12 protein-coding genes are annotated in these 12888 nt (G+C 49.2%); all 12 read left to right on the forward strand.

Annotation, left to right across the window (positions count from 1 at the left end; translation table 11 throughout):
• The first annotated feature begins 1 nt into the window (after position 1).
• The 12 genes from ACIFQN_RS10935 (at position 2) to ACIFQN_RS10990 (ending at position 12791) form a co-directional block, all read left to right on the forward strand.
• Complete coding sequence (locus tag ACIFQN_RS10935) at positions 2-787, forward strand: GntR family transcriptional regulator (RefSeq protein WP_429833049.1); 786 nt, start codon at positions 2-4, stop codon at positions 785-787.
• Between the two features lie 308 nt (positions 788-1095).
• Positions 1096-1860, forward strand: coding sequence for a class II aldolase/adducin family protein (locus ACIFQN_RS10940; protein WP_429833050.1), 765 nt, complete (start codon positions 1096-1098; stop codon positions 1858-1860).
• A 56-nt stretch (positions 1861-1916) separates the two neighbouring features.
• Complete coding sequence (gene hisC / locus ACIFQN_RS10945) at positions 1917-3029, forward strand: histidinol-phosphate transaminase (protein WP_429833051.1); 1113 nt, start codon at positions 1917-1919, stop codon at positions 3027-3029.
• Between the two features lie 4 nt (positions 3030-3033).
• Positions 3034-4014, forward strand: a complete 981-nt coding sequence (locus tag ACIFQN_RS10950; protein WP_429833052.1) for a D-2-hydroxyacid dehydrogenase — start codon at positions 3034-3036, stop codon at positions 4012-4014.
• Positions 4015-4056: 42 nt separating this feature from the next.
• Positions 4057-5229, forward strand: coding sequence for an ABC transporter substrate-binding protein (locus ACIFQN_RS10955; protein ID WP_429833053.1), 1173 nt, complete (start codon positions 4057-4059; stop codon positions 5227-5229).
• Between the two features lie 31 nt (positions 5230-5260).
• Positions 5261-6385 (forward strand): N-acetyldiaminopimelate deacetylase, encoded by a 1125-nt coding sequence (locus tag ACIFQN_RS10960; RefSeq protein WP_429833054.1) that lies wholly within the window; start codon positions 5261-5263, stop codon positions 6383-6385.
• 173 nt (positions 6386-6558) lie between these two features.
• Positions 6559-7791: an FAD-dependent oxidoreductase gene (locus ACIFQN_RS10965; RefSeq protein WP_429833055.1), complete on the forward strand. Its 1233-nt coding sequence runs from the start codon at positions 6559-6561 to the stop codon at positions 7789-7791.
• A 52-nt stretch (positions 7792-7843) separates the two neighbouring features.
• On the forward strand, positions 7844-8767 hold the full coding sequence (locus ACIFQN_RS10970; RefSeq protein WP_429833056.1) for a riboflavin kinase: 924 nt from the start codon (positions 7844-7846) through the stop codon (positions 8765-8767).
• Positions 8742-9692 carry a fumarylacetoacetate hydrolase family protein gene (locus tag ACIFQN_RS10975; RefSeq protein WP_429833057.1) on the forward strand — a complete coding sequence of 317 codons (951 nt, stop codon included), beginning with the start codon at positions 8742-8744 and terminating at the stop codon, positions 9690-9692. The genes ACIFQN_RS10970 and ACIFQN_RS10975 overlap by 26 nt, the downstream gene beginning before the upstream one ends.
• Complete coding sequence (locus tag ACIFQN_RS10980; protein WP_429833058.1) at positions 9689-10174, forward strand: DinB family protein; 486 nt, start codon at positions 9689-9691, stop codon at positions 10172-10174. Before ACIFQN_RS10975 ends, ACIFQN_RS10980 begins: the two co-directional genes overlap by 4 nt.
• 26 nt (positions 10175-10200) lie before the next feature.
• Positions 10201-11313 carry a cupin domain-containing protein gene (locus ACIFQN_RS10985; protein WP_429833059.1) on the forward strand — a complete coding sequence of 371 codons (1113 nt, stop codon included), beginning with the start codon at positions 10201-10203 and terminating at the stop codon, positions 11311-11313.
• Between the two features lie 35 nt (positions 11314-11348).
• Positions 11349-12791, forward strand: a complete 1443-nt coding sequence (locus ACIFQN_RS10990; RefSeq protein ID WP_429833060.1) for an aldehyde dehydrogenase family protein — start codon at positions 11349-11351, stop codon at positions 12789-12791.
• Positions 12792-12888 lie beyond the last annotated feature (97 nt).

The following is a 12888-nucleotide window of genomic DNA, read 5'->3' on the forward strand; positions in this document are numbered from 1 at the left end:
GTTGTTTGTAAATGGAACAGGCATGAAGCGGACGTATCTTGAACAAGGAGACGTCCTGTTTTCGTTGAAATTGACACTTGGCAAGCAAAGGTGTATATTTTTGGATAATCAAAATATTAAAGCCTTTTCGCTGGAGTTGTATCTGTTGAAAAATCAAACAGAAGTGACCTATCAATTTGTCAAACAAAAGATATTGGATGGTACGTATCGGCCTGCACAGAAACTCATTGAGACACATCTTGCCGAGAGCATCGGCGTCAATCGAAATACGGTTAAAAAGGCTCTGATCAGACTACAGCAGGATCATTTAGTTGTCATCGAGGAAAATAAGGGAGCAACTGTCAAGGCGTTCACGTTGGAGGAGGTGGTAGCACATCTCGAAATCATCGAGGTCCTCGACGGGCTGATCGCGAAAAGTGCTACGCACAACATCAGGGATGAGCAAATAAAAGAACTGGAAGATATCATGACCCAAATGGACGAGTCTAATCAGAGAAATGAAATCGATAAGCTGGTCCAGCTGACCAACCGCTTTTACGAAGTCATTTATGAAGTGGCGAAGAATCAAACCGCTGTGGCATTAATCCACTCGGTGCGGACACCATTGTGGAGGTATCACTTCCGCAGCCTGCTGCTCCCGGGAAGAAAAGATGAATCCATCCTCGAGATGAAAACGATATTTTCTGCACTGCGGCTACGACAGCCCGAAGAGGCCGAGCGTGCTATACGCCGAGAAATGAGCAATATCAGAAAGATCATAGAGAATAATTACTCGTTGCTATTTTAATATGATTTCCTTGGGAAAAAGGCGGACAATTGTCTGCCTTTTTTGTGTAAGGGTTGGCCTTTTCCTTCACGATAAGCATGTGGTAAAGTCAAGCTTTCTAAATTTTCCTGTATTGACAGTGGAAAGTTTTGCAAGTTATAATCGCAGCAAGATGTTATACAATCATGAGTAACAAAAATGTATTACAATTTTAATGGTCTATTTTTTGGTTTGATAACGAGGTGATGTCGTTCATTTTCAAAAGACTGAAAATTACGACTAGTAGTACGCTTTCTGATCCTAAATCAATCAGACACGGAGGGAGTTCCATGGAAAAAACAAATGTATTTGTTACACAGCGCACGTTTTCCGATGTTGCAGAGGAGCGCAAGTACCGTAAAGAAATGCTAACAGCTGGCTTTCGGATTTTTGGGAGATTCGGCTTCAGCAATGGCAACGCAGGTCATATAAGTGCGAGAGACCCGCAGTACAAAGATTGTTTCTGGGTTAATCCGTTGGGCATCCATTTCAGCGATATGACCGTGTCTGATCTTGTGCTGGTCAATAACAAAAACGAAATTGTAGAGGGCAAATATGACCGGATCAACATAGCTGCATTTGCCATTCACAACGAAGTGCATGAAGCCAGGCCGGATGTTGTCGCTGCTGCTCACTCTCACAGCCGCTACGGGATGGCTTGGTCTACTCTAGGAAAGCTGCTTCAACCGACAACACAAAATGATTGCGCTTTCTACGAGGATCACGCTTTGTTCAATGACTTTCGCGGAGTGGTCAAAGACAACTCGGAAGGGCAGCGGATTGCAGCGGCATTGGGTGAGAAAAAGGCGATCATCCTCAAAAATCATGGCATCATGACGGTTGGCCAGAGCGTCGAGTCAGCAGTATGGTGGTTTGTCCAAATGGAGGAGGCGTGCCAAATTCAGCTGTTGGCTGGTGCAGCCGGAACGATTCAGCCTGTCGAGCATGAACAAGCCAGGTTGACCCGCAACCAGATTGGCAGAGAAGCTGTTGGTCATAACAGCTTTTATACGATCTGGAACAGACTTTCCAGACTGGAGCCCGTCCTCGACTAAATTATTGGCGAGGAGGATTACAGTAATAGCATTGAGCAAATGGGAGGGTTAGCCAGATGTCCAATTACTTATGGAGAAACAGCGTCAAGCAATTAAAACCGTACGTCCCTGGAAAGCCGATTGAAGAGGTGAAAAATGAACTAGGATTGGAGAAGATTACGCGACTCGCATCGAATGAAAATCCGTTCGGCGTCTCACCAAAAGCAATCACTGCTATGCAGAAAGCCGTTGAAGAAGGCTATCTTTACCCGGAAGGAACCTGTGGTGAACTGAGGGAAAAGCTGGCGGATGAGCACGGGATAAGTGCGGATCAGGTTCTGGTGGCGAATGGAGCGGATCATATGATCAAGCTGATCGCAGCTGCTTATATCAATCCGGGGGACGAGGTTATCTACTGCACGCCGACTTTTGCCACCTATCGGTCTGCCGTGTTGCTGATGGAAGGAATCCCTGTAGAAATTCCGACGAAAAACGATACGTTTGATTTGGACGCGATCCGATTGACCATCAATGACAAGACCAAAATGATCTTTATCTGCAATCCGAATAATCCGACCGGAACCATCGTCGATGAGGCCCAGCTCCATGCCTTCCTGAAGCAGGTTCCAGGGCATGTCATCGTGGTACTAGACGAAGCTTACATAGAATTTGTCCAATCCGCGCCTTATAAAAACGGGCTGGATTACCTCCGGGAGGGTTTTCGGCTGATCACGATTCGGACTTTTTCCAAGCTGTACGGCCTGGCGGGATTGCGGGTCGGCTATGCTATGGCTCCAAAGGAATATCTCATGCCAGTCGGGGCAGTCCGGGAACATTTCGCCGTCAATCGGATCGCGGTGTCAGGGGCTCTGGCCGCGCTGGATGATATGGAGTTCCGCGAGATGACACTGCGGGAAAATCGAGCCCAAATGGATTATCTCGTAAATGAACTGTGCGAGCTGGGATTCCACGTTAAAGCGTCACATACAAACTTTTTGTTCATCGACACGAAGCGCGATGCCGCTTTGATCTATCAAGGGCTGATGAAGGAAGGGATTCTCGTCCGGCCGTGCGCCGCCTGGGGACTGCCGCAGCATCTGCGCATTACCATCGGTACTGCACAGCAAAATCAGGAACTGCTCGAGGCGCTGGCAGCGATCACACTGAGCATTCAGGAGAGCAAAGGGTGATTCGATGAGAAAGAGCTGCCATGTGTTGATACGAACAGGCCGAGTCCCGACTGGCCCCACGATTCCTGAACGCTATCTGGGACAGATCAGGGAATTGGCCGATCGGGTGTCTTATTCGTTGCTAGACGAAGAGGTTCCGATGGATGTCCTGGAAGATATCGATGTATTGTTTGGAAACGGTACGCTCGATGATTTTTCGTACCTAAACCATGCTCGTAAGCTAAAATGGGTGCACTCATTTAGTGTAGGCATTGACAATTTACTTACTGAGCATATCCGGCAAGCCCCAATCACCATTACCAACTCACGCGGTTGCAATTCGGCTTCTATCGCCGAGTATACGCTAGCAGTGATCTTGTCCTGGAGCAAAGGCCTGCATCACTTTGCCAAACAGCAGGAACAAAAAATCTGGAAGCGAGTTCCGGCTATCGAGGTAGGTGGCAGCATTCTGGGTATCGTTGGTTATGGGGCTATCGGCAAAGAAATCGCCTTACGAGCCAAGGCGCTCGGGATGCAGGTAATGGCTTGTCGACGGACGATTAAGGCAGACCATGCCGAGCCTGTTGATCGATTCGTCATTCCCGAGCAATTGTCCGAGCTGCTGGCGGAATCCGACTTTGTCGTGAACTGTCTTCCCAGCATTCCGGAGAACAAAGGCTTTTTCAATGAATTAGCATTCTCAGCCATGAAGCGAAGTGCGCTTTTCATCAATATTGGCAGGGGGGAGACAGTCAGCGAACAGGCCGTTTTAAACGCATTGGCCGATAAGACCATCGCGGGAGCTTATCTCGATGTCTTCATCCAGGAACCGCTGCCGACAGATCATCCATTTTGGTCGATCGACAATTTGTTTATTACTCCCCATAATTCGTTTGCCTCACCGAAAAATATGGACAGAATTTCTACCTTGTTTTGTGACAACCTTCTTCGCTTCATCCAGGGTAAACCTCTGCAGAATGTTGTGAACAAAGAGAAGGGCTACTGAAGAACGAATCATCAAACTCTTATGACAAAGGGAGAAGGATCGATGATGAAAAAGGCGTTCCAAGGGAAAGTAGCAAGGTTGGTCATGTCTTGCCTGATGGTGACGAGCTTGGCGGCGTGCGCGTCCGCACCCGCACCCAATTCGGCACAACCGTCGGCCGAACCACGAAAGACAGACGTACCAGCCGCTTCGGCGGGAACAACAGAAAACAAGGAAGCTTGGCAAATCGAATGGGAGAAAACCGTAGAAGCTGCGAAAAAAGAAGGAGAAGTCGTAATTTTCGGTCTGCCGACCAACAGGGAAGGCGTCATGGCAGAATTTGAGAAAGTGTTTCCTGGTATCAAGGTCAAGTATTCCGGGATGAATCCGACTCAGATGACAACCAAAATTTTGGCTGAGCAGCAACAAAACAAATATTTAGTCGATATCACACTGGAAAACGCTGCTGTCCCATCTGAAAACATAGCCGATCAGATTATTCTGCCCGAAGTGAAGGATGAGAAGAACTGGAATTATGGGTATGAAGCGGGGTACAAGATGGCACAAGGGGAATACAAAGGCCAGTATGCCTTTTCCGCGATTGCTTACCCCTATGTCTACATTAACAACGACCAAATCCCGGAAGGCGAGCTGAAGAGTCTGGAGGATCTGCTCGATCCCAAATGGAAGGGCAAGATTATTGCGGGCGATTTCTCGTACGTCTCATCGACCATGGAGATGCTGAACGCGATGGCGTTTACACTCGGCCAAGACTTCGTTGACAAATTGGTTGAGCAGCAGGAGCTGACGACCATGACGGACAGCCGGATGGCAACAGAGATGTTTGCGGTTGGAAAATACCCGATTGGGATCGGAATCAACAATGAGTACCTCCGAAATTATCGTACACAGGGAGTCGTATCCAAAGTGACCAAGCTGCAGCCGGAAAAAAGTCCTTATCTGCTCTCGTTCACAACTGCGATCGTCAAAAATCCCCCTCATCCAAATGCAGCAAAGGTGTTTATGAACTGGTTTTTAAGCAAGGAAGGGCAAACGCACTACGTCAATTACGTCAAAGAGTTTATCAGCCGCCGCACGGATGCGCCGAAATCACCCTATGAAGACATCCGTTCTTGGAATCTGATCGACTACAAACATTCATCATTTGAAAAAGAACCGTTGGAAAACCGCCCACACATGATCGAACTTGGAAAAAAAGCCCTACAAATAAAGTAGGACAGAGGTGATTCAAAAGGAGGATAGATGGATGCAGTCGATAATCGAAATGAGACGGAAGCTGCACCAAATTCCCGAGACCGGTTTCCAGGAGTTTAAAACGCAGTCGCTGATTCTTGAATATGTACAGGGGATGCCGACAAATCGCGTAGAAATCAAGACTTGGCGAACAGGTGTGATTGTCAAGGTCAAAGGTACGAATCCTGGCAAAAAGATCGGTTATCGCGCGGATATTGACGGGTTGCCGATTGAGGAAGAGACTGGTTTGCCGTACAGCTCCACGCATCCGGGGTATATGCATGCCTGTGGACATGATATGCATACCTCGATTGCTCTCGGAATTCTTACTCACTTCGTTTATCAGCCAATAGAGGATGACCTTGTCCTGATTTTCCAGCCGGCAGAGGAAGGGCCGGGAGGGGCTAAACCGATGATGGCAAGCCCTGAGTTTGCTGCAATGCGCCCAGATTTGATTTTCGCCCTGCATGTAGCACCTGAGTATCCGGTGGGGACCGTCTCGGTACGCCCCGGGACGATGTTTGCCCAATCCTCTGTATTACGTGTAGAGTTGATCGGCAAAGGCGGCCATGGCGCCATGCCACATCAGACGAATGATATGATCGTGGCTGCTGCCCATTTTATCACGCAAATCCACTCAGTCGTATCCAGAAATGTCAACCCGCTGGATACGGCTGTGATCTCCATTGGTAAAATCGAAAGCGGCTCGCGTTCAAACATCATCGCCGAGAGAGCCTCACTGACAGGAACAATCCGAACGTTCCGCGATGACACGATGGGTAAGGTAAACAATCGAATACGAGCTATCGCTTCTGGTATCGAGACGAGCTTTGCATGCAAGGTCGAGCTTGAGCTTCGTCCTGGATACTGCTCTGTGGTGAATGACCACGCGCTCACGACACAATTTATCGAATGGATGAAAAGTAATCAGGCAGCCAACGTGGTGCCTTGCGAGGGGACGATGGGCGGAGAGGACTTTGGGTTTTTCCTTCGTGAGATCCCTGGCTTTATGTTTTGGCTTGGCGTCGATTCGCCCTATGCTCTCCACCATTCCAGACTCAATCCAGAGGAGGCGTCGATTGAGCATGCGATCTCCCTCATGACCCGCTACATCGCTTGGAAATCGACAAACCAATAGGTTGTTTCGTTTGGGCAATATGGCACTAGCTGTTCGGGTGTCCTATTGCTTCCTTTTCGTAACGCCGATGTGCTTATTGAAATACTCGATCGATATATCCAAACTTGCGATTTTACAATTGGGAATATTTCCACTACTTTTAAAGTGTAGATTCCAAGCTAGGAGTGATTGCGGTGGTTCAAGATCCCATTATTATTTCAGGTGCCGGTCCGGTTGGTTTGACCGCAGCAGAAATTTTGACTCAGCAAGGCATACGAGTCATGGTTCTGGAAAAAAGCACAGAGCCGAGTAAAGAGTGGCGAGCTTCGACTTTTCATGCTGGGACGATGGAATTGCTCGAGTCCACCGGTCTAGCGGATGAACTCTTGTGTCGAGGGATCGTTGCTGACAAGGTTCAGTATCGGGATCGGACGACAGGATTATACGCCGAATTCGATTATGGCCTGCTCAAGGACGAGACAAAGTATCCTTTTCGTTTGCAATTGCCACAATCCACTTACGTACAGATGATTCATGAGCGACTGCAACAATCCGATCTGGCTGAGCTTCGCTATGGTACCGAGGTTACCGGGCTCGTACAAGATGAGGCAGGGATAACCGTGACGGTAAAAACAGACGAAGGTCTCGAGAAGCTTCGCACGCCATATCTGCTCGGAGCAGATGGGGCTCGAAGCACCATCCGCAAACTGCTTGGACTGTCTTTTGAAGGCTATACATTAGAAGAGCGCTTTCTCTTGGTAGGCACGCCAGCCGCATTTGATCAGTACTTGCCAGATATCAGTCTGGTGAACTACATTGCCGATCCGCAGGAATTCCTGTTCATTTTGAAGGTTCCAGAGGCTTGGCGTTTGCTTTACCCGATTCCACCATCTGTCACGGATGAGGAGGCATTACATGACGAGAGGATTCAAAACAGCTTGCAACGTGCTTTGCAGACAACTGATCGTTTTCCTATCATCGAGCGAATGATCTATCGCGTGCACCAGCGGGTAGCGAATCGTTTTTATCAGGGTCGGGCAGTCCTCTTGGGGGATGCTGCTCATATCAACAGTCCGATGGGAGGGCTAGGATTAAACAGTGGCATTCATGATGCGGTTGATTTGGGCAGGCGGATGGTGCGCATCATGTGGGGACAGACCGATCCCGAAGCAGAGCTGGCAACCTATTCGCAGGTACGGCGCAAGGTCGCCATCGACTATGTAAAGAGTATTACCGAAAAAAATACGAGTGTCCTGACGGAAAAAGATCCCGAACGTCGGATCCAATTGCAGCGGGATTACGCCGAGATGGCTCAAGACCCGATACGTGCTCGCTCCTGGCTGCTTCGGTCCGGGATGATCGCAAGCGTTCGAGAGCAAGGCATAGGAGAACACCCCGAATCAACGACGACACGCTCGCAGCCATGACCGACTTATACAGATGGAATGCGGATTTATTCATAAGTGTGGGGTGATTTGCTTGGATATCGTCCATCTGGAGCACGAACTTCACTTTCCCACTACATTTCAAGGCGAGTCCTTTGTGCTTGCTCTCGGCTTTTTCGACGGGATGCATTTGGGACACCAACGTATCTTATGTACCGCGCGAGCAATCGCAGCTCTGAATAAATGCAAGCTTGCGGTGATGACATTCGATCCACATCCCGAAGAAGTCCTTCAATCCAGACCATCCCCTTTTCCTTACCTATCTTCGCTACAAGCGAGGGTGGAAGCTTTTGAAAAACAGGGAGTAGATACCCTGTTCATCGTCAAATTCACAAAAGCATTTTCTGCTCTTTCTCCGAAGGCGTTCGTAGACCGTTATATGTTGGGGCTAAGAGTCATTCATGTAGTTGCAGGATTTGATTTTACTTTTGGTTACAAAGGAGCGGGAAATATGGAGCGCCTAAGGGAACTGAGTCTGGGTTTATTCGCTGTTACCGCTCTCGACAAAATGGCGCATGCCAACCAAAAGATCAGTTCTACCGTCATCCGGAACTTACTCGGGGCAGGAGAGGTTCGGCAGATCCCCGAATTTTTGGGCGATTATTATGAAACGCGGGGAGTGATTATTGCGACCGTGCCTCGGATTCAGCTAAGCTACCGCAAAGTCAGGATTGTCACAGAGGGAGAATGCTTGCTGCCAAAGCATGGCGTCTACAAGGTTCAGACAAAGGTGGAGGAACGCTGGTACGATGGTATTTGCCTGGTAAAGGCACAGTCGGGGCAGGAAGCTGAGGAGAAAAACTTGGATGTACAACTGCTTGGCTGCTCGGAAAATTTACACGGCAAAGCTGTGAAGGTACGCTGGATGGAATACATTTTGGACAAAGATAACCGGGAGATCAAACGATCGAAGGATCAAGAAGGAGACAAATATGCGCTTCGTAAATTATCGCTATGACGGGAATGTCAGGCTTGGAGCAGTAGAAGACGGGTATGTCATCGACTTGAATCAGGCCTATCAATGTTTGCTGGAATCGAAGGGCAGGCTGCGAGCGAAGCAAATTGCTGAGGCTTTCATTCCGTCTGATATGATTGGCTTTTTGCAAGGCGACAAGGAGAGCTTTGGCATGGCGAAGGAAGCTGTAGCCTATGCCCGAACAGAAAGCCAGGTATTCGGAAAAAGAATCATCCTGCCCCTCGAAGACGTACAGTTGGAGGCTCCGGTACTTGCGCCAGGCAAAATAATTTGCGTAGGTCACAATTATCGAGAGCACATTTTAGAGATGAAACGGGAGATTCCGGCTTATCCGGTGGTGTTTGCCAAATTCAGTAATACCATTATCGGTCCTCAGAAGGAGATACCGTATTGGCCGATCTCGGAGCAACTGGATTATGAAGCGGAATTCGCTTTCGTGATCGGGAAGCGGGCACGAAATGTGACTTCACAAGACGCGCTCGATTACGTCGCTGGCTATACGATCGTCAATGATGTTACGTATCGGGACATACAGTGCCGCACACTGCAATGGCTGCAAGGAAAAACAGTCGAGGGGACTGCGCCGATGGGACCGTGGCTCGTTAGCAAAGACGAAATTCCTGACCCGGCGGGGCTAGAAGTCGTACTTACGGTAAACGGGGAAGAGCGCCAGCGATCAAATACCCGTAATCTCGTTTTTACTGTACCGTTCCTTGTGGAGTACCTGTCCGGCTTGATGACCCTTGAGACTGGGGATGTCATCTGCACGGGAACCCCGGGAGGCGTTGGCGATGCCATGCAGCCGCCGACCTACCTACAAGACGGAGATGTTGTCAGGATCGAGATTTCCAGTATTGGCGCCCTGGAAAATCGGGTGAAAAGACAAAGCGAAGGAGCTTTTACATGAGGATGACGGTTCCCTCCTACCTGGAGCAGATTGAGAAAAGCTTGGATGAATTGATTGGGCTTGCGAGTGGACTATCGAGCGAAGTCCTGCACTGGAAGCCAGCAAATGAGGCATGGTCGATACAAGAGGTGCTCAGTCACGTAGAGGAAGCAATCCCCTATTGGGTTAACGAAATGGAAAATATTACGAGCGGAAGGCAAAAGGAGTGGGGGCGGACCATGCAGGATCCGACGCGGCTTGCCGCGGTTGCACGTGCACATGACATTTCAACCCCAGATTTATTGAGCAGGCTCCAAAAGGCGAAAACCGCGATTCGTCAGGAGCTTCAATCTATAAAGGAAGAAGAATTGGAGCTAGAGGCACCTTCGCGAAATCCCAAGTTCGGTATCAAGCCGTTGCGATTTATTCTCGATCATTTTGTCGTCGAGCATATCGAATCGCATATCCGGCAGGTTAGGCGAAACATTGACCAATACAGTTAGCTCGGATCGAGAGGAGAGAGAAGTGAATGGCCGAAAAAAACGACTTTTTCAAAAGTAAAGAGGTGCAGGATTTCAACCAGGTTCTCGCAAAATACCATCTGGGACCATTGTGGAATGCAATTCCGGATTTGATGCACAAGGAGCCGACTCCGGAAGCGATTCCTTACATCTGGAAATGGGAAACGCTGCAAAAAGTTCTGATGGAGGCCAAGGAGATTTTCACACCGGATCGGGGAGGAGAACGTCGCGCCATCTATTTACAAAATCCCGGTCTACTCAACCGTCAGCCATGGGGATGGGGCTCTACCACTCAAACGATGTATGCGGCGGTCCAGTTGATATTGCCAGGCGAAACAGCCCCCTCGCATCGTCATACCCAGAGCGCGCTACGTTTTATTATGGAAGGAAGCGGGGCGTACTCGATCGTGCAGGGAGAGCGCATCTTTATGGAAAAAGGCGATTTCCTCACGACCCCGAAAGGCTTGTGGCATGGTCATGGACATTTGGGCGATGGGCCAATGATTTGGATGGATTGTCTGGATATTCCGTCTATTTATGCCATAGGTGGCACTTTCTTTGAAACCTATCCGGAAAGAATCGAGCAACCATCCTTACCTGATGATTATTCGTCCAAACGATATGCAGGAGGAATGGTGCGACCGATTGCTGACCGTGTTCCCAAGGTTGCACCTCTTGGTTCGTTCAAATGGCAGCAGACAAAAAATGCTTTGGACAGCTTAAGTCAATTCGAGCCGGATCCGTTTGACGGGTATGCCGTGGAATATCTTAATCCATCTACAGGAAAGACAGCCAATCCAACGATTGCGGCCTGGATGCAGCTTTTCCCTGCCGGATTCCGGTCCAAGGCTCATCGCCATACGAGTTCTACGATTTACCATGTATTCAGAGGCTCGGGCTATTCCGTTATTAATGGCGTCCAGTTCCACTGGGAAAAGGGAGATTATTTCGTGATTCCGAATTGGGCATGGCATGAGCATGTCGTAACCTCGACCGAAGAAGCGTACCTATTCTCTGTAAGTGATAGACCGATCATGGAAAAATTTGAGGTGCAGCGCGAAGAGAGCTACACGAGCAATCAAGGGCACCAGGAAGTCACGAAGGAATTTGTTGCAGTTTAAAGGAGCGGATTTTTTAAGAACGAGGGGATGGCTAAATGACGACCTACCGGATCAATTTACTAATCAACCAGGAGGATGTAGGTACAAAGAACTATACAGATATCAGGGATCCCGGACGGTTGACGGAGATTGTCGGTTCCGTTGCCCAAGGAAATGCCGAACTGGTTGACAAAGCAGTTCAGGCTGCCCACCACGCTTTCTTGTCGTGGCGAAACGTCAGTTTGGAAGAGCGTTGTGCGCTGTTGTTACAGGTTGCTGACGTGCTGCAGCAGGAGGCAGCTACCCTTGCGCCGCTTTTGACGAGAGAATCGGGGATGATCCTATCCAACTATCGAATGGAGATTCCTGCGGCAGCTGAAGCCATTCGAATAACGGTTGAGCTTGCAGAAGCTTTTTTTAGGCCCGAGCAGGTGAGCGACGCCAGGACATGGGTCAGTGTGGAAAAGAGACCTCTAGGGGTCATTGCCGCCCTTACGCCATGGAATGTCCCAATGACGATCACTATGAATAAGCTGGCTCCCATCTTGGTCACAGGCAATACGATTGTCGTCAAGCCTTCTCCGTATTCGTGCCTGGCTGTGACAATGGCATTGAAAAAAATGGCTGCCTTGTTTCCACCAGGTGTCATCAACGTAGTTCACGGACTCTCTGACGTCGGTGTTGCGTTGACGACTCATCCGCTTGTCCGCAAAATTACGTTGACGGGCGGAGGGAAGACAGCAACTGCCGTCATGAAGTCTGCGGCCGAATCGTTGAAACGCATCCATTTTGAACTGGGGGGAAACGATCCTGCGATTGTTTTGGATGACACCAATCTCGAGCAGGTAATTCCAAAAATAGCGGAAGGAAGCTTTGTGCGTTCAGGGCAAGTATGTGTGGCGACAAAACGGGTGTATATTCCAAGGAGCCTCTATCGGGATGCGTGCGATCTCTTTATCAGCCATGTGCAATCCTATAAAATCGGTCATGGCCTGAACCCCGAGGCTACGTTCGGACCTGTAAACAACCAGGGACAATATCAGTACGTGAAAGACTTGGTAGAAAGAGCGAAAAACAGCGCGGCTGAAGTGTTGGAGCTGGGTACGAAGCTGGAGCCGGAAAACTGGGAGAACGGCTACTATTTGCAGCCTGCCGTCGTCATTAATGCCGATCCGGGTCAGGAGGTCGTTGTCTGCGAGCAATTCGGCCCTGTCATTCCATTAGTCGCGTATGATTCCGAAGAACAGGTGATCCAGTTTGCCAACCAAACAGAATACGGACTTGGTTCATCTGTCTGGACGTCTGATGAAGAGAGAGGCTTGCGGGTGGCACGCCAACTGGAGGTCGGGATGACGGGGATCAATGGCCGGGTTCATTCCTCACTTGGACAAAAATACGTGCCGTTTGGCGGTGTCAAGAGAAGCGGTATGGGCTGGGAAAAGGCAGCAGCAGGCTTGATGGAATTCGTTCATTTCCACGGAATTACGCTTCATAAGTAATGATTTTTCAGGTTGCGACAGCAAGCCCAGTGCCACCGCGGTACTGGGCATTGTCTACATCGGACACAATGTTGACAAAATTCAAATCATAACTTTA

Source organism: Brevibacillus sp. NRS-1366, from assembly GCF_050467985.1.

Excerpts from the sequence above, each read along its gene's own strand:
- hisC (WP_429833051.1), top strand. The coding sequence starts at position 1,917 with ATGTCCAATTACTTATGGAGAAACAGCGTCAAGCAATTAAAACCGTAC.
- ACIFQN_RS10950 (WP_429833052.1), top strand. The coding sequence starts at position 3,034 with ATGAGAAAGAGCTGCCATGTGTTGATACGAACAGGCCGAGTCCCGACT.
- ACIFQN_RS10975 (WP_429833057.1), top strand. The coding sequence starts at position 8,742 with ATGCGCTTCGTAAATTATCGCTATGACGGGAATGTCAGGCTTGGAGCA.
- ACIFQN_RS10955 (WP_429833053.1), top strand. The coding sequence starts at position 4,057 with ATGATGAAAAAGGCGTTCCAAGGGAAAGTAGCAAGGTTGGTCATGTCT.
- ACIFQN_RS10985 (WP_429833059.1), top strand. The coding sequence starts at position 10,201 with ATGGCCGAAAAAAACGACTTTTTCAAAAGTAAAGAGGTGCAGGATTTC.
- ACIFQN_RS10980 (WP_429833058.1), top strand. The coding sequence starts at position 9,689 with ATGAGGATGACGGTTCCCTCCTACCTGGAGCAGATTGAGAAAAGCTTG.
- ACIFQN_RS10960 (WP_429833054.1), top strand. The coding sequence starts at position 5,261 with ATGCAGTCGATAATCGAAATGAGACGGAAGCTGCACCAAATTCCCGAG.
- ACIFQN_RS10940 (WP_429833050.1), top strand. The coding sequence starts at position 1,096 with ATGGAAAAAACAAATGTATTTGTTACACAGCGCACGTTTTCCGATGTT.
- ACIFQN_RS10990 (WP_429833060.1), top strand. The coding sequence starts at position 11,349 with ATGACGACCTACCGGATCAATTTACTAATCAACCAGGAGGATGTAGGT.